The organism is Fannyhessea sp. C0108B2 (assembly GCF_056583915.1).
The window spans coordinates 149848-170240 of record NZ_JBWPJQ010000002.1; the positions used below are offsets into that span (position 1 = coordinate 149848).

The following is a 20393-nucleotide window of genomic DNA, read 5'->3' on the forward strand; positions in this document are numbered from 1 at the left end:
TTTGTAACTTACATAATGAGTTAACATAAAAATGTAAATGTTGGTAATATTTGAGGAAACATTATGCGTCAAAATCAGGCTCACATGATCAAATCCTTCACGGCTTGGCGCGGTCTTGCCGTTCTTTTTGTATGCCTTTATCACTGGTTTCCTCATACCGTTCAAGGTGGCTATTTAGGCGTTATTATTTTTCTTACCTTATCGGGATACCTTGTAACAGATTCCTTTTTGTCCGAATTGGAACTGCATAAAAAGATTTCGATTATAAGATTTTATGTGCGGCGCATTAAGCGGCTCTATCCACCAATGATCTTGTTTATGCTGGTTGCTACCTTATGGGCAAACTTTTTAAACCATGATTTACTCTACAATTTCTCTGCAAGTGCATTTTCAACCCTGTTTGGTGTCAATAACTGGTGGCAGATTAGCCAAAATCTATCGTATTTTCAGCACTTTGCTCTACCCGATATGCTCACTCATATGTGGGCGTTAGCAGTTGAAATACAAATTTACTTGTTTTGGCCGTTTGTCGTGTGGGTCGTGGGCAAACTGGCTTCGCGCGCGCCTCGTCGTGCGCTGTTGAGAGTTTCCCTTATAGGTGCAGCAGTTTCTGCCGTATTGTTAGCCGTTATGTATCAGCTATCTATACATAATATTACGCGCGCTTACTATGGAAGTGATACACGCGTCTTTTCATTTTTGCTAGGGTCTGCGTTGGCGTGTCGTTTTAGCCGACAAACACTGGTTAATTGGTATCAGCGCGCTCGCACGTTAGACACATATAAAAGCCTATTGGCGTGCATTATTACAGCTTTGTGCATGATTTTTCTGGCTGGCGATACGTGGTTTGCGTATTATGGCGGAATGGTCTTGTTTAATGTAGTTCTTCTTGTGGCGATGGCAACGTCGGTTGATGAGTCTGGCCTTTCTGCGCGCCTGATTGGTAATCCCGTCCTTATGTATTTAGGCAAACGTAGCTATAGTCTTTATCTGTGGCAATATACCTTATGGGCATTTGGCAAAGCTGGTTTTAACCCTCCAGGAGTCTCTTATGGATCGGCAGTTATTATGCAAGCCGTTTTTCTGCTTATTTTGGCAGAGCTTACCTATCAGATAAGCGAAAAACACTTGATGGCTTTAGTTAACTGGTGCGCACCTTCTGCGTTGCATAAAAATCAAGCGCATAGTCGGGGAAAAATGCTTGTACTTTTGGCATTTTCGGCTCTTATCGCCTGCTTTGCGTGGACGTGCATACATGCGCCCGTTGGTGCGCCTGAAGACGTGCGCGAAATGCAAAGCCGTCTTGCTGATGATGACGACGAAAACGCGCGAACCACAACAAACGACACGCAGCAATCGGACGAGAATGCTTCGCAGCAGGAGGAAGAAGACGGTACTGCTGGTACGACGCCATATGAAAAACCTGACAACATAAATCAGTTTGATAAGGTTATTGCACAATATCCTGAACTTGGAATTACTAAAGAAGAGGCAACACTTGCGCACAACATTAAAATCTTTGCCGTGGGCGATTCGGTGCTTAAAATGTGTCGTAAACAATTGGGCAAAATTTTACCGAATATGACTATTGACGCAACGAATAGTCGTCAGATACCTGCAGGTTTAAACATTTTGCGTGAGCTAAAACACTCGGATAATTTCCCGGATGTTGTGTATTTTGCACTCGGTACCAACGGCATAATTAACAACGATATGCTCGACACCCTTTCAATCGAATTTAGTGATACCGATATATACATCAGCACCGTTGTGTCAAATGACTCGTACGAGCACGATGTAAATGATTACATCACACGAGCTGTTAAGCGCCACGATAATCTGCATCTTATTGATTGGCATCAATTTGCTAAGGACAAAACTGAGCTGTTTTATACTGATGGAACACACCCTAATATAGGTGGATCTGAGGTGTATGCCCAATTTGTCGCTAAAAGCATATTGCAGTCACAGCAAGAAAAAAGCTCATCGTAAAGAAGGGCTTCGGAGTGCCCTGTGAGCGCGTATTTTGCCAAAGTAAGTTAAACCACGTAGGAATATGCATGTGCGCATAATGTATGTGCCTGATAAAATAAGGAGCCTAGCACTGTCTTATTTGGGGCACTATTCCTCAATTTTTGTTCGATTAATTGCGCTGCGTATGTTATGCAGCGTTTGTGCTACGTTTTTATCATCAGACTTAAACATTACAGCACAAAAAAGCGTGTCCAAAATTACCAGTTGTGCAACGCGGCTTGCAAGCGATTCGCTTCGGTATCCGGTTTCTTCTGAGGCTGAGATAAACACAACATCGGCAAAACGTGTAATGGGCGTATTAAGGTAGCTTGTAATAAAAATAATAGGAACACGATTTTCGCGCAGTATGTCAGCAATCTGAAGGGTTGTTCTAGATAGACCCGAATGGCTAATAATAATTGCAACATCTTGCGCGGTTAAAAGCGAGGCTTGCATAATTTGAATGTGCTCGTCTAACGCGTTTTGACAATGCAGCGGTGAACGCAGGAACTTGTGATAGGCGTCTGCGGCCACAATGTTTGATCCACCGCAGCCAAAAAATGTAAGCGTGTGCGCGTTGTTAATGAGATTCAGTGCGCGCTTGAGATTGTTTTCATTAAGCAATGCCAGCGTGTTATGTAAAGAGGTTACACTTGAATCAAAAATGGTAGCAGCAATCGTTGCAAGGGAATCACGCGTTGTTATGTGCTCATGAACCGAAACCTCGGGGTCGTAGGCTTCGGTTAAGAGATCGTTTCTAAAATCACGGAACCCTTTATAGCCCATCTTTTGCGCAAATTTAAATATTGTTGAATCGGCAACCCCAAGTTTATCTGCTAATTCATGGATTGTCATATACGAGGTCTCTCGCACGTGGTGAAGAATAAACTGTGCAATAGCCTGTTCTTTTTCTGCGCACGAGGGAAGGAGCGACTTTATTTTTGCGGTAACCGAGATTCTTTTCATGTGATGCTCTTTCTTTAACCTTTCCTTTTGTTTGGACGTGTTTTATGCGTGACTTGTCGTTCTTTGCCGCGGAGCTTAGACCATGCACCGCCGCAGCCTTTTCATAAAACCCAAACTAACCATAGTGTAGCAATAGTGTAGCGTGTAGCGTGATTGAAGATTTTAATTGACCGTTGAGCTTTCGCAAATGACCGTTTAAGAAAAAATATTTCCTAAAGAGGGGTATAATAAGAAAAAATAATTATAGTGTAGGTAGATGCTGATTATGCCTAAACGCGTAATCGCGCGCATACACTTGTAAGTAAAATACCCTATTGGTGGGCGTTAACTTGTAAGTTTAGAATGGTTAGCAAAGTGTACGAAGAACCTTTGCTACAGGTAAAAGGAGGCAATAAGCGTGGCTTGTTTTGTAGGTGTATACGGAATGGGCGTTATGGGTCAAAGCCTTGCGCTTAACATCTCTCATCATCACTATACCCTTGCGGTCTATAATCGTGATGGGGATAAAACGCGTGAATTTATGCAAAATAAAGTGCAAGAAACCGATCAAATTACTCCTTCATATTCGCTTAAAGATTTTGTTGCTGCACTTGAGCGGCCAAGAAAAATCATCCTTATGGTTAAGGCAGGTACGGTGGTTGATCTTGTGACCGATGGTTTGTTGCCATACCTTGAAGAGGGCGACATCGTTATAGATGCTGGTAATTCTTTTTATAAAGATACCGAGCGTCGTATGAAACACTATGCAGAAAAAGGCATTAAGTTCTTTGGTATGGGCGTTTCTGGTGGCGAGAAGGGCGCGCTTTTAGGGCCATCTATTATGCCCTCGGGTAATAAAGATGTATTTAATGACCACCTTAAACAGCTGCTTAAAGATATTGCCGCACATACCGCTTCGGGTGATTCGTGTTGCGACTATATTGGCAAAGGCGGAAGCGGCCATTATGTAAAGATGGTCCACAACGGCATTGAGTATGGCGACATGCAAATTATTAACGAAGCATACTTTATGCTTAAAAATGTATGTGGATTTTCAAATGCTCAGATAGCAGACGTTTTTGAAAATTGGAATCGTGGCCGTCTGCAGTCGTATCTTGTTGAAATTACGTCTAAAATTTTGCGCGTTAAAGATCCTTTGGGCACCGGTGAGCTTGTTGATGCAATTTTGGACGAAGCAGGACAAAAGGGCACAGGTATGTGGACGGCAATGGACGCTTTAGAGAAGCATCAATGCGTTCCAACTATGTGCGAAGCGGTGTTTGCGCGTAACTTATCGGCTCAAAAAGATGAGCGTGTATATGCCGCGCACGAGTTTGGCAAGCAAGCTGGGGGTCAAAATCTTTCGCCAAAGATGTCGCAAGAAGAAATCAACACCTTTATTACCGATCTTGAGCAGGCAGTTTATGCTTCAAAGATTATGTCGTATGCACAAGGTTTTTCTTTACTGCAAGCAGCGTCAGATACCTATCAGTGGAATCTTGACCTGGGTAACATTGCGCTTTTATGGCGCGAAGGTTGCATTATTCGTGCGGTATTTCTTGAGCGTATTAAGCGCGCTTATGATGAGGGTAAGGTTGTTAACCTTATGCTGACCGATGAGTTTAAAGACGAAATCAAATCCTCTGTTGCGGCGTGGAGACGTGTAGTGCTTGCAGGTATTGGTGCAGGATTATATGTTCCTACCATTGCAAATTCGCTGCTTTATTTTGATGGTTACACCTCGGAAAAGCTTCCGGCAAATCTTTGCCAAGCTCAACGCGATTGGTTTGGCGCTCATACATTTAAGCGTGTTGATAAGCCGCGTAGTGAGTCGTTCCATCACATTTGGGAGCAGATGTAGGGTTATTTGCATTATAAACAGCAATATTAAGCAAATATAAAATTTTGCGTTGTTATAAACTATGATAACTAGCGTACATGTTGATATGCTAAGCGTTTTGCGCGCTTAGCATATTACATTTTGTATGAACGCACTATTCTCATGAGAAATGCTATTGGATATGCGTTCTGTTTCTTGTGTGGTTATCAATATCGTCTTCTGCAATACTGCTACCTATATTTACTTGAATAACTTCAATACCTGCCTGCTCAATATCAGCAATTGATTGTGCGTCCGCAAACTCATCGGTTACGAGCACATCTATGGTTTTTGAAGCGGCTACAAAAAAGTTTGAATCACGGAATATTTTTCGATGGTCGGCAACAACGATAACTTTTCCTTTGGTGTGTTCAATCATTAAACGATTAACGTTAGTTTCGCCTGCGTTGCTGGTGGTTATACCGTTTTTTAAGCTTAGCCCCGAGCAGCCAATAATGGCAACATCGGCAATCACTCGTTTTACGGCGGTTTCGGCAACCTCTCCTGTGAGGGCCTCCTTTGGCAGACGCAGCTCTCCGCCTGTGATAATAACGGTTGACGCCGGGTTAAGTGAGTCTTTGTGAATTTGTTCGTGGATGCGCAGGTTGTTAGTTACCACGTTCACTCTTTTTGTTTGCAAATAGTCAAGCGCATAGAGAGCAGTTGAACTGGTGTTAATAAAAACCGTGTCTTTGTTGCGCACAAAGTTTGCTGCCATTTTGCCTATAGAGATTTTTATCTTCTCGATGCTGGTGTTTGTTGGTTTGGCGTCTTTAAAGCGATAGTGCTCACTCAACGTAGCATAGCCGTGTTTGTGAACCAACACGCCCATTTTTTCGAGCGCCACCAAGTCGCGGCGCATAGTCATGGGAGAAACACAACAATGTGCGGCAAGCGCGCTTACCGAAATTGTATGGTCAGGAGCTTGATGAAGCGTCTCTTCTATAACAGCACGCCGTGCGTTAATAAGCTTGGAGGAGTTTTTCATGAGTATCGCCATCCTTGCGCCAGTTTACAAACCGTGTCACTCATATGGTTTTCAGACCTAAAACTTTTTTTGGATGATAAAACGTTTTACATCTGCATTTGAGCGTTTTATAAATTCTATTATGAGCGAAAAAAGTTCGTAAACAATAAATACTGTGAATAAAACCACCATATAAGGTTGAAACAAACATAAAAACACATTGTCTGCATATTTAAACGTTCATATAATTGAACTAACTACATCAAGAGAAAGGAATGTATATGAGTGCTATCGATGAGATTACGAGGGAGTCGTGGCTCAATAAAACATTTCCCGAGTGGGGAACATGGCTTACCGAGGAGATAGCTCAGGCTAAAGTTCCAGAAAAAACACTGTCTATGTGGTGGTTGGGCAACATGGGCATCTGGATTAAATCAGACCACGGTACTAATGTTGTCATTGATATGTGGAACCAAACAGGAAAACAAACCATTGGTTCTGGTCATATGAAAAAAGGCCATCAAATGATGCGCATGAGCGGTGTGCGCAACTTACAACCAAATCGTCGTAATCAACCGTTTGTTATTGATCCATTTGCAGTTCGTGATATCGATGTTTTATGCGTAACGCACTCACATTCAGACCATCTTGATCAAACAACCGCTGCTGTTGTAACACGTAATTGCCCTAACGCTACCTTTGTAGGTCCACAAGATGTTGCCGACAAATGGATTGCATGGGGTGTTCCTGCAGAGCGCATTGTTGTTCTTCATCCAAATGAAAGCGTTAAAGTAAAAGACGTTGAGGTAAAGGCTCTTGAGTCGTTTGACCGCACCATGTTGCTTACCGTAGACGATCCTAATGAGTCTCTTAAAGGTAAGCCTGTTCGTGATATGAATCAGCTTGCTCTTAACTACCTTGTTAAAACTGACGGTGGTAACGTTTACCACGCAGGTGACTCTCACTACTCCAATATGTATGTAAAGCACGGTAAAGAAAACAAGATTGATATTGCCTGCGTTGCATATGGCGAGAACCCAATTGGTATTACCGATAAATTAACCTCCTCTGATGTTCTTAAGGTTGGAGAAGCTCTTCAGACTAAGGTTATTATTCCTACGCACTACGACATTTGGACCAACTTTATGGCCGATCCTAAAGAAATTCTTATGCTTTGGAAATATCGTAAAGATCGTATGCAGTACAAATTTAAGCCATTTGTATGGCAAGTTGGCGGTCGTTATGACTATCCTGGCGACACTGATCACATGGAGTACATGTATGACCGTGGTTTCCACGATGCGTTTGATTATGAGACTGATCTTCCTTATGACGCATTCTTATAAGATGAGCCGTACCGTGAACTTCAACCGGATGTGAGTGTGAAATGCTTAAATATTTTTATGATAACAATCTTGTCTACTACGCCGAAAAACAGCCTCAAGACTGGAAAGAAGCTATTCGTATGAGCTGCAAGCCCTTGCTTGACAACCATATGATTGAGCCAACCTATGTTGATACTATTGTTCAAAACGTTGTGGACAACGGCCCTTATATTGTTATAGTTCCTGGCATTGCAATGCCTCATGCACTTGCAACTGCTCCGGGAGTTTTGGGAACAGGAATCGCATTTACTAAGTTTGAAGCTCCTGTTACGTTTTATGATCCTGCCACAAAAGAGGAGCCGCAGGCACAGTTATTCTTTACGCTTGCTGCAAAAGACTCTGATGAGCATCTTAAAAACATTCAGCGTCTTATGGATCTTTTGATGGACGAAGAAAAGGTTGAGCAACTTAAAGCTACTCATTCTTTAGAAGACTACAAAAAGCTTTTGTAGTTTAAACATTGGTGGTAATTGCACAAATGGTGCAAAGGAGTATATACGTCGTTTAAGACAAAGGAGGCACAATGGATATTCCAGGAATTTTATTAGCATGTTGGTCGTTCTTTGCTAAAAATATTCTTACTCAACCGCAGTTTATGATTGGTTTTATCGTACTGATCGGTTATATCCTGCTTAAAAAGCCATGGTATCAATGCTTAGCAGGCTTTTTAAAGGCAACATGTGGATACTTGATTTTGTGCGTAGGTTCAGGCGGCTTGGTCAAAAACTTCCGTCCTATTTTGGTTGGTTTGAGAGACCGCTTTAATTTAAGCGCAATGGTTATCGACCCATACTTTGGTCAAAATGCGGTAACCGCAGGTGTTGAAGAAACATTTGGTCGCATGTTCGGCGACGTTATGTTGCTTTTGTTATTCGCATTTATTATCAACATCATTGTTGTTCGCTTTAACAAGCTTACTAAACTTCGTGCTATCTTTACCACAGGTCACGTACAAGTTCAGCAAGCATCTACTGCGTTCTGGATTATTTTGTTCTGCTATCCATTTATGGGTCGCTGGGAAATCTTGGCAATCATGTCAGTTATCTTGGGTCTGTACTGGGCTGTAGGTTCAAACCTTACCATTGGTATTTGCCAAGACTTAACTGATGGTGGTGGCTTTGCTGTTGCTCACCAACAGATGTTTGGTTTAACGTTCTTTGCTAAAGTTGCAGAACTCTTTAAGCCTAAAGATGGTAAAGAGCCTAAGCGTATGGAAGATGTTGAGCTTCCTGGTTGGCTTTCGATCTTCAACGAGAACATGGTTTCAACTTCTATTTTGATGCTTTTGTTCTTCGGTATTATTTTGGCTGTTTTGGGCAAGGATTACCTTGTAGCGCTTAAAGCGCTTAAACCTGAAGATGACTTCTTCTTCTACATTCTTCAAACCAGTTTGTACTTTGCTGTTTATCTGGCAATCTTACAACTTGGTGTTCGTACCTTCGTGGGCGAGCTTACTGAGAGCTTCCAAGGTATTTCTAATACCATTCTTCCTGGTGCAGTTCCTGGTATCGATATTGCAGCAACCTTTGCTTTTGGTTCACCAAACGCTGCAACCATCGGCTTCTTGGCTGGTGCTGTAGGACAATTTATTACCATTGCTCTTCTTATTATTTGCCAGTCACCAACCATTGTTATCGCAGGCTTTATTCCAGTCTTCTTTGATAATGCTGCTATTGGTGTATTCGCTAATAACCGTGGTGGTTACAAAGCTGCACTTGTTCTGCCTTTCATTTCTGGTATCGTTCAAGTTTTGGGCTCAGCTCTGTTTGCAAGCTGGGTTGGTTTGGCTGCATACGGTGGATACCTTGGTATGCTCGACTGGGCAACGGTATGGCCGGTTGCAACCCTCGTTATGAAATACCTTCCATTCGTTGGTATCGCAATTGTTATCGTTGTTCTGCTTGCTATCCCACAGCTTCAATACCGTGCTAACCCCAAGGGTTACTTTATGCAGGTAGAGGATTACGAAAAGTACAAAGCAGAATTCAAGAAGGCATAAGCTTTAGTTCCTTACTTTGTATGTGGTGATTTAAGTGCGTGCTCATAAGGTGTTTCTTGAGCACCTGAGCACGCGCTTTTGTTTGAATTGCGTTTGATACGCGCACTGTTGTTTTAGGAGGATATCATGCGTGTTTTGGTTTCTTGTGCTAATGGTTCTGGTACTTCTTTAATGCTTTTGCAAACTGCAACTAAGGCTCTTACTGCTTTAGGATACAAGGTTACCGCAAGCAATCACACCTCTATTGCCGAGGGTAAAAGCACCGCTAAAAATTACGATGTTGTTTTCACACCGCTTAACTTTATAAACATGTTTGATGACGCTGCTAAACAAGGCGTTACCGTTATTGGTGTTCGCAATGTTATGAGCGTTCCCGAGTGCAAACAGCGCATCGAAGAGAGCGATCTTAAGAGCAAAAATCTTTAAACAACACCAAGAAAATTAAGAAATCTCAAAAGGAGTAAATTATGGCATTACCTATGCTTCAGATAGCTTGCGATCATAATGATTTACCAAGCGCATTGGCAGACATTAAAGCAGTTGGAGACGTAGTAGACATTTTGGAAGTAGGAACCATCCTTATTCTTCAAGAGGGTCAAAAAGCTATCAAATGCTTTAGATCAATGTATCCTAACAAACTGATTGTTGCTGATCCTAAATGTGCTGACGCAGGTGGAACTGTTGCTAAAAATGTTCACGACGGTGGTGCCAACTTTATGACATGCATTTGTTGCGCAACACTTCCTACCATGGCTGCAGCCGCTAAAGAGGTGGACGCTGTTCAGGTAGAGCTGTATGGTGACTGGACATTTGAGCAAGCACAAGGCTGGCTTGATACGGGAATTGAGCAGGCAGTATACCACCAAAGCCGCGATGCTTTACTTGCTGGTCAAACTTGGGGCGAAAAAGATCTTACCAAGATTAAAAAACTTTGTGACATGGGCTTTAAGGTATCGGTAACTGGTGGCTTGAATGTTAACACCCTTGAGTTGTTCCGTGGCATTCCTGTATACACCTTTATTGCAGGCCGTGGTATTACGCAGGCTCCAGATCCTCGTCAGGCTGCTGTAGACTTCCAAAACAAGATTAAAGAAATTTGGGGCTAATAACCCATACGCTAATAATTAGTCATGGAGAGATTGGACGTGCAATATGGCACATTTAGGCATTTATGAGAAGGCTTTGCCTAAGAATGTTTCTTGGAAAGATCGTCTTTTACTTGCAAAAAAACTCGGCTTTAATTTTGTAGAGATGTCCGTAGACGAAACCGACGAGCGCCTGGCTCGACTTGATTGGACAAAGCAAGAGCGCAAAGAGCTTATCGATGCTGAATACGAAGTTGGCCTTACAGTTTATTCCATGTGTTTAAGCGGTCATCGTCGTTTTCCGTTTGGTTCAAGTGATCCTGATACGCGTAGCCATGGTTTAGAAATTATGAAAAAAGCCATAGACTTGGCATCTGATTTGGGCATACGTAATATTCAGCTTGCTGGATATGATGTGTACTACGAGCCAAAGACGCTTACGTCGCGTGCCTACTTTATGGAAAATCTGCAAAAGGCTGTTGCAATGGCTGCCGAAAAGCAAGTGATGCTTTCTATCGAAATTATGGACGATCCGTTCATTAATTCGGTTACCAAGTTCAACAAAATCAAAAAGCAGATACATTCTCCGTGGTTGCAGGTATATCCCGACCTTGGAAATTTGAATGCGTGGCCTGAAAACGATGTTGAAGCTGAGCTTGAATTAGGTATCGACGAAATCGCTGCTCTTCACGTAAAAGATACGCTTAATGTAACCGATACCTTTAAGGGCAAATTCAAAAACGTTCCCTTTGGTGAAGGTCAAGTAGACTTTTTGGGTTGCTTTAAAACCTTAAAACGCCTGGGCTATAACGGAACCTTTATGCTTGAGATGTGGAGCGAAACCTCCGATGATCCCGAGGCAGAAATCAAGAAGGCACTTGCATATACTTTGCCGATCTTCAAGGAGGCAGGTTATGAGTTTTAATAGCGAAGAGTTGCTTCATTGCCGCGAAGTTGAAGGTATGTGCGAGCGCGTTTGCGCGGCAAACTGCCGCTTGCCCGAGTTGGGGTTAGTTACGCTTACCTGGGGAAATGTTGCTGAGGTTAATCGCGACTTAGGTGTTATTGTCATTAAACCTAGTGGTGTGCCTTACGAAACTATGAAGCCTTCAGATATGGTAGTAACTACACTGGACGGTAGCATTTTGGGCGAGCACAGCCTTCGTCCTTCGTCTGATTTACCAACAGACGTTGTACTCTTTAGAGAGTTTCCTCAAATCAACGCTATTACGCACACGCATAGCGTTCAAGGCGCTGCGTGGGCGCAGGCTGGTCGTGACGTACCAGTATATGGAACAACGCACGCAGATAATTTTTACGGACCTATTCCGTGCACGCGCGACTTAACTCAACAAGAGGTCGAAGAAGCCTACGAGGAAAACACAGGCAAGGTCATTGTAGAAACTTTTAGGACTCGTAATATTGACCCTGTTGCTACACCAGGTGTTCTTGTACGTAATCATGGAACATTTTCATGGGGAAACACTCCTATGAAATCTGTTGAGGTGGGTAAGGTTATCGAAACCGTTTGTGATATGGCTGAACGCACCGAAGACCTTATGGGTCGCGTGCGTCCAAGTGCAGGCGAGCAGCCTTTTGAGCCAATTCCTCAGTATTATCTTGATAAGCACTATTTTAGAAAACACGGTGCTCATGCATATTACGGACAACCTGGCGACACTCATTAGTACCTTGTGCATTGCAGGTTGTTCTGCTGGTATTTCACCGCGATACTGTAGTTGTTGAGGATATGCAAACAAAAGGTGCCAGAATGTTTTGGCACCTTTTTGTTATGAACAAATCTATTATGAATGGATTATGTAAATCGATAAAAACCGCGCAACTTTCAACTAGTAAAACGTTTTATCACTTAGAGTTAGATATGTAAAAAAATATAAGGAGGACAATATGGGTCAACCGGTATTGGGTACACCGTGGCATAAACTCGGGAAGTCTGTCTCTGAAGAAGAGCTCGAGGCTGTTGATAAGTATTGGCGTTGTGCTAATTACTTGTCTATTGGACAAATTTATTTACGCAGCAACCCTTTGATGAAGGGTGATTTTAATCGTGACGATATTAAATATCGTTTGGTAGGCCACTGGGGAACTACGCCAGGTTTAAACTTTTTGTTTGGTCACGTTAATCGTCTTATTCATGACCACAACCAAAATACGGTTTTCTTAATGGGGCCAGGTCACGGCGGACCTGCTGGTACTGCGCAGTCACTTTTGGACGGAACATACACCGAAACCTATCCGCGCATTACAAAAGACGAAGCAGGTCTGCAAAAGTTCTTCCGTCAATTCTCATATCCAGGAGGTATTCCTTCGCACTATGCGCCCGAAACACCTGGTTCTATTCATGAGGGTGGAGAGCTTGGGTATGTATTGTCACACGCGTATGGTGCTGTTTTGGACAATCCATCGCTGTTGGCTGTAGCTGTAGTAGGCGATGGCGAATCAGAAACCGGTCCTTTAGCAACAAGCTGGCAAACCAACAAGTTCCTTGATCCACTAACCGATGGTATTGTGTTGCCAATTTTACATCTTAACGGCTATAAAATTGCTAACCCATCAATTCTGTCGCGTATTAGTGGCGAAGAACGCGATGAATTCTTCCGTGGTATGGGCTATCACCCCTATGTATTTACAGCTGGTTTTGACGACGAAGACCATTCATCTATTCACCGTCGTTTTGCAGCACTTCTTGAGACGGTATTCGATGAAATTTGCAATATTAAGACGCGCGCTCAAGCAGGTGAAGAAGCTCGTCCTGCATATCCTATGATCGTGTTCCGCACTCCTAAAGGATGGACATGCCCAGCATATATAGATGGTAAAAAGACCGAGGGTTCTTGGCGCGCCCATCAGGTGCCTTTAGCATCTGCTCGCGATACCGAAGCTCACTTTGAGGTTTTGAAAAATTGGATGAAATCCTATAAACCTGAGGAGCTTTTTGACGAAAACGGTGCAATTAAAAGCGAAGTTGTTGCAGCTATGCCTCAAGGTGATTTAAGACTTGGCGCTAACCCCAACGCAAATGGTGGTAAGCTCCGTCAAAACCTTGATCTTCCAGATGCAAAAGACTTTGCTGTTGACGTAGAAAAAGGTGGCCATGGTTGCGGTGCCGTAGAGGCAACACGCGTTTTGGGCAATTTTACGGCCGAAGTTATCAACAAGAACCGCGATTCGTTCCGTATTTTTGGACCCGACGAAACTGCTTCAAACCGTTTGCAGCCGTCCTATCGTGTAACCGATAAACAATGGTTTGGCGAAATAAACGCTGATCCTCAAAATGATGAGCACATGGCTCCTGTTGGAAACGTTATCGAGCAGCTTTCTGAGCACCAATGCGAAGGACTGTTAGAGGGCTATGTGTTAACTGGTCGTAATGGTATTTGGTCGAGCTACGAATCATTTGTACACGTAGTAGACTCCATGATTAATCAGCACTGCAAGTGGCTGGAAGCATGCGTTCGTCATATTCCTTGGCGTCGTCCTATTTCGGGAATTAACCTTTTGATTTCAAGCCACGTTTGGCGTCAGGATCACAACGGATTCTCGCACCAAGATCCTGGTTTTGTGGACATTATGCTTAATAAGAGCTTTAACAATGACCACATCACCAATATTTATTTCCCAGCTGACGCAAATCTTTTGTTGGCTGTTGCCGAGCGTGCGTTTAACTCAACCAACTGCTTTAACGCTATTTTTGCTGGTAAACAACCTGCTCCTACCTGGGTTACGCTTGACGAGGCGCGCGAAGAGCTTAAACGTGGTGTTGTTGAGTGGAAATGGGCTTCTACCGTACAAAAGGGAGAAGAGCCTGATCTTGTTATTGCGTCGTGCGGCGACGTACCTACGCAAGAAGCGCTTGCTGCCGTTGAGCTGCTTGATAAGCTGGGTGTTCACGTTCGTTTTGTAAACGTTGTTGATCTCCTTAAAATTCAAAATGCTCAAGAAAACGATCAAGCAATTTCTGACGAGGAATTTGTAAAACTCTTCTCTGCTGATAAGCCCGTTTTGTTTGCGTTCCATGCATATGCTGGTAGCGTTCGTCGTTTGATTTGGAACCGTCCAAATCATGATAACTTCTGTGTTCACGGATACGAAGAGCAAGGTTCTACTACAACGCCTTATGATATGGTTCGTCAAAATCATATGGATCGTTGGGCTTTGGCTCAAGATGCTTTGCGCTTGGTTGATGCAAATAAGTGGAAAGATCAGATTGACGCTTGGGAGAAATTCCGTGCTGATGCGTTCCAGTTTGCGGTAGATAAGGGCTATGATCATCCAGCCTTTACCGATTGGAGATGGCACGACGCAAAGGACTCTGCCGAGGTTTTGTCTGCGACTAAAGCAACAGGCGGAGATAACGAGTAAGTGCTTGCGTGGCTTTGTGTAATTCTTCATACAATAATTGTCGCGCGTGCTTGTGTGCGCTTGCAGAAGTCTTACAGAGGGCTTGCAAAGCACCTACAGAGCGCCTTTGCGCCAAGTGTATGACGTGTTATAGCATTTGGTTATGAATTACTAAACACGCCTTTACAGCGTGATTAAGGCGCTCTAAAGCTTGTTGCTGTACATAAAAGCTCAGAGCTTTGCAAAAAAATAAGCTGACATCGGAATTATTCTGGTGTCAGCTTTTTATTTGTCTATTTTGTCCTATGGTTCTCGGATTGTGCTATTTCACATGTCGACGATTTATCGACAACTTATTTAGTTCTATAGTTCAGGCTACACCCTAAAATAAGCAAAAAAAACCGCGCCTTATAGGCACGGCATTTAATTCTATGGTACCCCCAACGAGAATCGAACTCGTATTTCCGCCTTGAAAGGGCGGTGTCCTAACCGTTAGACGATGGGGACAAGCGCAATGAAGAAGTATACCAAACCATCAGAATTTATGCTAGTAACTTTTTAAGAAAAACGTGGTGAGGCGGTTTCATCACAAATACTAAACAATTTGGCGCCGCAGATGGGGCGCTTAGATGGTGTCAATTTTATAAAGTGCCATATCGCCCTGTTGCAAGACGAGGGTAAAACCTTTGGTGTCGGGCGTAATCCTGTCTATACCGCTAAACGCCTGCGGACTATACTTACCCATAAGACTTGCGTCTTCACAACGGCTTTTACCAAGACTAAGCACATATTTTGCTCCAAACTTTTTAACGGCGTCACGTACTTTGTCGTTATAAGAAATCTCATCAAGTTCAATGCGTACGCGTGCAAAACTAGGCTTTTCAAACTCATTTAAAACATACGGATAGCGCCAAAACGTTTGCATGGAGGTCATCCCATATGCTAAAACGCTGCCGTCAAAGGGGTTGTTAAGTACAACATCTTGTTGCGTAATTTTTTGAGCACGCTTCAAAAACTCGTACTTTTGAGGGTCTAAAAATCGTGTATCGTGATAACCTGCAGCAACAACTTTTATATTATTGATAACGCCGCCGCTTTGCACTACCTCAGGCCACTCATGAGGATTTTTCCCCTTAAATTGAGGAAACGGTATTAACGTATTTGCTACTAAAAAGAAAACAACTACGAAGGCAGTTGAAAGCGCATATCCACTTGTGGTGCGTGAGCTTGCATAACACAAGCGTTTAACACGTCCCATAAGGCGGCAATTGCGCATGTTTATACGCGAGCATATAGTGCGCACCATAGGGGAAAGTTGTTCTTGTGCAAAGACACATAAAGCGTCTAATCCATGTGCTACAAGCGGTAAGCTTACCAGCGAAATCAGTGCAGCAATCCTATAAGGATCGGTGTACCAAAAGCTACTCAAAACCCCTTTTATAGGTAGATCAGAACAGATGACAATTATGCAAACGCATATAAGATAGAGATAACTGACCGCCAAAAATCGTCCGCGCGCGTGTTTGAACGCTTGCCATACTCCTATGATGAACACGAAAAACAAAACTGGTTGCGGCGCAACAAACCAATTGCCCATTGTTGTAGTGCCCACAAATTCAAATAATACGGTTTGTATAAGAGCGTTTGGGATGCTGCTATATGCACTCCACCAATAATTGAGTGCAACTTTTCCTACAATCAGACAATACAGACCAATCCATCCAGCGACAACTGCCCATAAAAATACTATTGAAAGCAAGAGTGCGCTGATGCGTTTTGCTCCTATATGAAGGTTTCGGCTTGTATTTTTGATGCGTGCAATACACCAAGGTGTAAGGATAAGCACGCATACAAAAAAGGACGAAGGATGTAGCATGATAAGGGTAATAGCGCCACATATAAATACGGGAATGAGATACATACGATCGCGCGCCGTTGTTTTTGAGCGCGTAAGCGTCATGAATATCCAAAAGATAGCAGGCGTAATACAAAGCGCAGCTACAAAGGGGAAAAGTGGTCCATATACCAAAAGTATCCAAGGAAACACACATGTAAGTGCAGGTAAAAAAGCTCCTACATATACGGTGCGTGGGTAGCGTGGATAAACCTGTGCTATAAAAGTCATAATTGCCCAAGGATAAACTACCGAAGTAAAAATAAAATTAAGTGCATTAGCTGCGATAACGGTATTGGTTTGAGCAAGTTGCGTAATGGCTGCGCATAAAATGTTCCAACCAGCAGGGTAAAATTTTGTTCCATAGGACGACGGATTAATTGCATCAAACGCGTGCTCATAAAATGAGGGAAGAAAGGCATTGTATGCACCTTCGCCTATCATGGTTTGTGTAAAGTTAAGATGGCTGACTATATCCCAACCTTGTGCAATATTTTCGGGAGACGAGATTGGAAGGATAAAAAATATAAGGCCACCTAATAAGCCCATAAATAGATATGTTAGGTATGTGGTAGGTGGCAGCGGCGAAAGTTTAAGTCCTGGGCATAGTGTGCGCGCTTTGACAGACGCTTGATTAGTGGTACCGCTTGTTTTTTTAATTATGCGCTTATATGCATAAACGCAGATCATAATGACAGGAACCCATATAAAGCTGTAAAAACATAAGGCCACAGCACTCAGCGGAATATGCATAAGCACAAAAGCTTCTGCTGTTACAAATAGTAGTGCACAGCTTATTAAAGGAGCGCTTGCAAGAGCGCGCGCAGTATCCATGTGTGCTGCTTTAAGCAGCAAAAACCCTGGAATATAAAGAAGTGCGCTTCCGATAAGAGCGCTTGTCAAAAAACTAAACCACATAGCAAAACCCATAATCACGTCATGTACATGTATAAAATACGGATCAAGAGCGTCCGTTTGCATAAAAGCGTGCTGCAAGAGCATTTGTTCGTACATAAAAAGTGCAGACGTGTTGTCTGTGCGCACGTTTAGTACGCTTCAACTTTACCACGAGTTGCAGTTTTTATGCAGAGTTTAGGCTTCTGTTGATTTATATTCGTCTCGACAGGCACACAACAGATGAATAAGATCGCAAAAACCATCGGTGGAAGGACGCTCGGTTACAAATGCATTATCCGCGCCTGCGAGTTCTTGCATACACGATTGATTTTTTGCACCGTTTTGCATAAGCACAAACAACCCAGCGCTTTGCGCCATCGAACAGTCGGCAGATGAGTCGCCACAGGCAAGTACTTGCTCGCGAGAAAGATTCATCATACGCATAAATTGAGCAACGGCATAACCCTTGTTAAGATTTTTAGGAACAATGTGATAGTTGCTGATATTGGTAGCCACACCTTGTGCATTGCGCGCAAGAATAGTTGGTCCGTTAATATGAGTAACAACACCATTGTTCACTAAGTCGAGTGCCAAACCACAGTGGTTAAGCATGTCTTGGGCTTCGGCTTCATCAAGCTTGCCGCGCAGCGCAACGGTTACTTCGCGATATTGATAGCCAAGACCGTTATCGTTATACAGCTCAAGCGACGTGCTCCAACGTTTAAGAAGTGCATCAACAACACCTGTTTGCATAATCATGTCATGTGGAGTCTTATGTGAGTTTGCATCATATTCCATATCCGCGCACGCATATTCCCACACAGATTCTGCTCCGTCTTTTATGCAGATGATGCCGCCCATTTCGCCAATCCATTGTGAAAGTCCTAAAAGGCGCGCGTCTTCGCGAATCATAGCGCGATTTCGACCCGTGCATGGAACTATTGAAATATGGTGTTTACGTGCTAAAACAAGCGCTTTTGCAAGCTCAAATGAGGGTGTTCCATCAGCGGAACATAAAGCACAACTGTGGGTAATCATAGTGTTATCAGTGTCGGACAATACATAGCTAACGCGACTCAGACGTGCTTTAAGCTTGTCACTGAGGGTGTCTAGTGATGAGAGACGGTTCAGTGAGGTGGTTTGATAAGGCGCGCTTTGTGCGTGGTTATTGGTCATGAGACTCCTTTAGAGCATTAACGGCATGTATAAATATGTCTTTATCAGGCAAGCAGCTTACGTAACGATCTTGCTCGTGTTGGGTGGTTTCGTCGCCCTTGCCAAGCATACAAATAAGTGTTTTGGCTTGTGAGCAATTTGCAAGCTCAACTGCTTTTTCTATAGCGGACGCGCGGTTGCATTCAATATAGTATTTCTGACCTTTTGGCATATGCTTTGCCATTTCGTTGCAAATATCTTGCACGCGCTCATGCCCGGGGTCTTCTTCGGTTAGTATGATGGTGTCTGCCCATTTTGCTGCTTCTTCTACCAGGTCTCGCCTGCGGTCAAAGGCTTTTCCTCCAGGCGCTCCAAAAAGAGCGATGATCTTGTAATGAGGAAATTCATGAGCAAGGTCACTAAAAAAGCATCTAAACGACAACGTATTGTGCGCATAGTCTACAATGCCTTGAATGTTTTGCGTGTGAGTTGGAATAAATTCCATTCGTCCTGCAACGTGTGTGTTGGCTAAACCCTGTTGAATATCAGAGGTGTTGACATGTAAAAGATCGGCACACGCAACAGCGCATAATGCGTTATCCACGTTAAATGTTCCATGAAGTGGTACAAAAAATTCGCGCTGTTGAGCGTTAGCGTTGTGCGCTTCATCACAGCTAAATTGCAAACCACATCCTTGGGGGTGTATGTCGTGCGCCACTATATCTGCAGGTAACGTGCGGTTAAGCGCAGATTTTAATGTGCTTGCTACTTTTTTGTCTGACAGAAATTGTGACTCATATGCCTCAAGACGTCGCTGCGCGTGCACGCGTCCGCAGACAAGCAAGGGACTGCATGTGTGAGCGTGCGCGTAAATTGCTTCAAAATGATCGGCGTCAAGATTCATAATTGCAGCATCCGCCATAGAAAATATCATAAGCTTGCTTAAGAAATAATCTTCAAAGGTAGGGTGTTCAACTTTGGATATGTGGTCGGGCGAGATGTTCAAAAACAGTGCAACATCCAAATGAAGACCATCAACACGATGGTGTTTAAGTGCCTGACTTGAAATCTCCATAACCATATGTGTGATTCCCGATTCTACTGCATTGTGTAGATGACGCCAAAAATCGGGGGCTTCGGGTGTGGTATTGGTACTTTCTTCGTTGATGATACCATCATACGTGATGATAGATCCCATAAGACCAATAGGAGATTTGCCTTGTGAAGTGCATATATGCTTGCGTTGTGCACGTGCATCAAGAATGTTTTTAATCATGCATGCGGTGGTTGTTTTGCCTTTGGTTCCGGTGATTCCTACCGTAATAAGGCGCGTATCGGGATGTCCCCATGCAAGAGGTGCTGCCTGTGCCATCGCAAGCCTAATGTCGTTAACAACAATTTGTACGGCATGTGGACAGTATGTTCGCAACGCCTGCGCGCGCGTGTTGTCGCACATATATGCCGTTGCGCCTTTTTTGAGTGCATCTTGGAGATACTCGGGCTTAAAAGCTGCACCCTTGCACACAAAAATATGGTGCTTTTGTGAGTAGAGCGAATTTGAATCCAAACCGTTTATTAAACTGTCTGCAGTTGCCATAATTTTGTTATTACCGCAGGTAGAATCTATAAACCGAACGTTTGGCAAAAAATTACCCCAGCGCGGGTCACGCTCGTCGCATTTGAGGTTATAAACCTCAAGAAGTAGCCCTTGAGCTTGGAGTTGTTTAAGTATGTCATAAAGTGTTGTTTCCATACGTTTTAGTATAGTGCGTTTTAGAAATTTAGGATTCTTGAAGAATATCACTGCGAAAT

Annotated in this window: 15 protein-coding genes and 1 tRNA gene; 10 read left to right on the forward strand and 6 right to left on the reverse strand. The window is 43.3% G+C overall.

Going from position 1 to position 20393, the window contains the following annotated elements:
• The first annotated feature begins 63 nt into the window (after positions 1–63).
• On the forward strand, positions 64–1992 hold the full coding sequence (locus AC1DBT_RS01655) for an acyltransferase family protein (protein WP_480018343.1): 1929 nt from the start codon (positions 64–66) through the stop codon (positions 1990–1992).
• 129 nt (positions 1993–2121) lie between these two features.
• On the opposite strand, the gene AC1DBT_RS01660 is transcribed toward AC1DBT_RS01655, so the two are convergent.
• Complete coding sequence (locus tag AC1DBT_RS01660; protein WP_480018344.1) at positions 2122–2979, reverse strand: MurR/RpiR family transcriptional regulator; 858 nt, start codon at positions 2977–2979, stop codon at positions 2122–2124.
• A gap of 397 nt (positions 2980–3376) precedes the next feature.
• Here AC1DBT_RS01660 and gnd point away from each other — a divergent pair, with 397 nt between their 5' ends.
• Positions 3377–4819, forward strand: a complete 1443-nt coding sequence (gene gnd, locus AC1DBT_RS01665) for a decarboxylating NADP(+)-dependent phosphogluconate dehydrogenase (protein WP_480018345.1) — start codon at positions 3377–3379, stop codon at positions 4817–4819.
• 151 nt (positions 4820–4970) lie between these two features.
• Here gnd and AC1DBT_RS01670 read toward each other — a convergent pair whose 3' ends face one another.
• A complete protein-coding gene (locus tag AC1DBT_RS01670) occupies positions 4971–5825 on the reverse strand; it encodes a DeoR/GlpR family DNA-binding transcription regulator (protein WP_480018346.1) in 855 nt (284 codons plus the stop codon).
• A 260-nt stretch (positions 5826–6085) separates the two neighbouring features.
• On the opposite strand from AC1DBT_RS01670, the gene ulaG reads away from it, so the two are divergent.
• From ulaG to AC1DBT_RS01710, 8 genes are all read left to right on the forward strand, one after another.
• On the forward strand, positions 6086–7150 hold the full coding sequence (gene ulaG / locus AC1DBT_RS01675; RefSeq protein WP_480018347.1) for an L-ascorbate 6-phosphate lactonase: 1065 nt from the start codon (positions 6086–6088) through the stop codon (positions 7148–7150).
• A 41-nt stretch (positions 7151–7191) separates the two neighbouring features.
• Positions 7192–7641, forward strand: a complete 450-nt coding sequence (locus AC1DBT_RS01680) for a PTS sugar transporter subunit IIA (RefSeq protein ID WP_048597197.1) — start codon at positions 7192–7194, stop codon at positions 7639–7641.
• Positions 7642–7712: 71 nt separating this feature from the next.
• A complete protein-coding gene (locus AC1DBT_RS01685) occupies positions 7713–9188 on the forward strand; it encodes a PTS ascorbate transporter subunit IIC (protein WP_480018348.1) in 1476 nt (491 codons plus the stop codon).
• Between the two features lie 126 nt (positions 9189–9314).
• Entirely contained in the window at positions 9315–9614 is a 300-nt protein-coding gene (locus tag AC1DBT_RS01690; RefSeq protein ID WP_311431212.1) for a PTS sugar transporter subunit IIB, read from the forward strand.
• A gap of 41 nt (positions 9615–9655) precedes the next feature.
• Positions 9656–10294: a 3-keto-L-gulonate-6-phosphate decarboxylase UlaD gene (locus tag AC1DBT_RS01695; protein WP_006302304.1), complete on the forward strand. Its 639-nt coding sequence runs from the start codon at positions 9656–9658 to the stop codon at positions 10292–10294.
• 46 nt (positions 10295–10340) lie between these two features.
• Positions 10341–11198: an L-ribulose-5-phosphate 3-epimerase gene (locus AC1DBT_RS01700; RefSeq protein ID WP_480018349.1), complete on the forward strand. Its 858-nt coding sequence runs from the start codon at positions 10341–10343 to the stop codon at positions 11196–11198.
• Entirely contained in the window at positions 11188–11961 is a 774-nt protein-coding gene (araD, locus tag AC1DBT_RS01705) for an L-ribulose-5-phosphate 4-epimerase AraD (protein WP_480018350.1), read from the forward strand. The genes AC1DBT_RS01700 and araD overlap by 11 nt, the downstream gene beginning before the upstream one ends.
• A 220-nt stretch (positions 11962–12181) precedes the next feature.
• Positions 12182–14656, forward strand: coding sequence for a phosphoketolase (locus tag AC1DBT_RS01710; RefSeq protein ID WP_480018351.1), 2475 nt, complete (start codon positions 12182–12184; stop codon positions 14654–14656).
• A gap of 411 nt (positions 14657–15067) precedes the next feature.
• Here the strand turns inward: AC1DBT_RS01710 and AC1DBT_RS01715 are convergent.
• The 4 genes from AC1DBT_RS01715 to AC1DBT_RS01730 form a co-directional block, all read right to left on the reverse strand.
• Positions 15068–15142: transfer RNA gene (locus AC1DBT_RS01715), tRNA-Glu, on the reverse strand.
• A 118-nt stretch (positions 15143–15260) separates the two neighbouring features.
• Positions 15261–17573, reverse strand: coding sequence for a DUF6541 family protein (locus AC1DBT_RS01720; RefSeq protein WP_480018352.1), 2313 nt, complete (start codon positions 17571–17573; stop codon positions 15261–15263).
• 48 nt (positions 17574–17621) lie between these two features.
• On the reverse strand, positions 17622–18602 hold the full coding sequence (locus AC1DBT_RS01725) for an HAD family hydrolase (RefSeq protein ID WP_480018353.1): 981 nt from the start codon (positions 18600–18602) through the stop codon (positions 17622–17624).
• The gene (locus AC1DBT_RS01730; RefSeq protein ID WP_480018354.1) at positions 18592–20334 is read right to left on the reverse strand and encodes a Mur ligase family protein; all 1743 of its coding nucleotides are present in this window, start codon (positions 20332–20334) and stop codon (positions 18592–18594) included. The genes AC1DBT_RS01725 and AC1DBT_RS01730 overlap by 11 nt, the downstream gene beginning before the upstream one ends.
• Positions 20335–20393 lie beyond the last annotated feature (59 nt).

Bases quoted from the DNA above. Each gene is read 5' to 3' on its own strand.
- AC1DBT_RS01655 (WP_480018343.1), top strand. From the start codon at position 64: ATGCGTCAAAATCAGGCTCACATGATCAAATCCTTCACGGCTTGGCGC.
- AC1DBT_RS01660 (WP_480018344.1), bottom strand. From the start codon at position 2,979: ATGAAAAGAATCTCGGTTACCGCAAAAATAAAGTCGCTCCTTCCCTCG.
- AC1DBT_RS01670 (WP_480018346.1), bottom strand. From the start codon at position 5,825: ATGAAAAACTCCTCCAAGCTTATTAACGCACGGCGTGCTGTTATAGAA.
- ulaG (WP_480018347.1), top strand. From the start codon at position 6,086: ATGAGTGCTATCGATGAGATTACGAGGGAGTCGTGGCTCAATAAAACA.
- AC1DBT_RS01680 (WP_048597197.1), top strand. From the start codon at position 7,192: ATGCTTAAATATTTTTATGATAACAATCTTGTCTACTACGCCGAAAAA.
- AC1DBT_RS01685 (WP_480018348.1), top strand. From the start codon at position 7,713: ATGGATATTCCAGGAATTTTATTAGCATGTTGGTCGTTCTTTGCTAAA.
- AC1DBT_RS01690 (WP_311431212.1), top strand. From the start codon at position 9,315: ATGCGTGTTTTGGTTTCTTGTGCTAATGGTTCTGGTACTTCTTTAATG.
- AC1DBT_RS01695 (WP_006302304.1), top strand. From the start codon at position 9,656: ATGGCATTACCTATGCTTCAGATAGCTTGCGATCATAATGATTTACCA.
- AC1DBT_RS01700 (WP_480018349.1), top strand. From the start codon at position 10,341: ATGGCACATTTAGGCATTTATGAGAAGGCTTTGCCTAAGAATGTTTCT.
- araD (WP_480018350.1), top strand. From the start codon at position 11,188: ATGAGTTTTAATAGCGAAGAGTTGCTTCATTGCCGCGAAGTTGAAGGT.
- AC1DBT_RS01710 (WP_480018351.1), top strand. From the start codon at position 12,182: ATGGGTCAACCGGTATTGGGTACACCGTGGCATAAACTCGGGAAGTCT.
- AC1DBT_RS01725 (WP_480018353.1), bottom strand. From the start codon at position 18,602: ATGACCAATAACCACGCACAAAGCGCGCCTTATCAAACCACCTCACTG.
- AC1DBT_RS01730 (WP_480018354.1), bottom strand. From the start codon at position 20,334: ATGGAAACAACACTTTATGACATACTTAAACAACTCCAAGCTCAAGGG.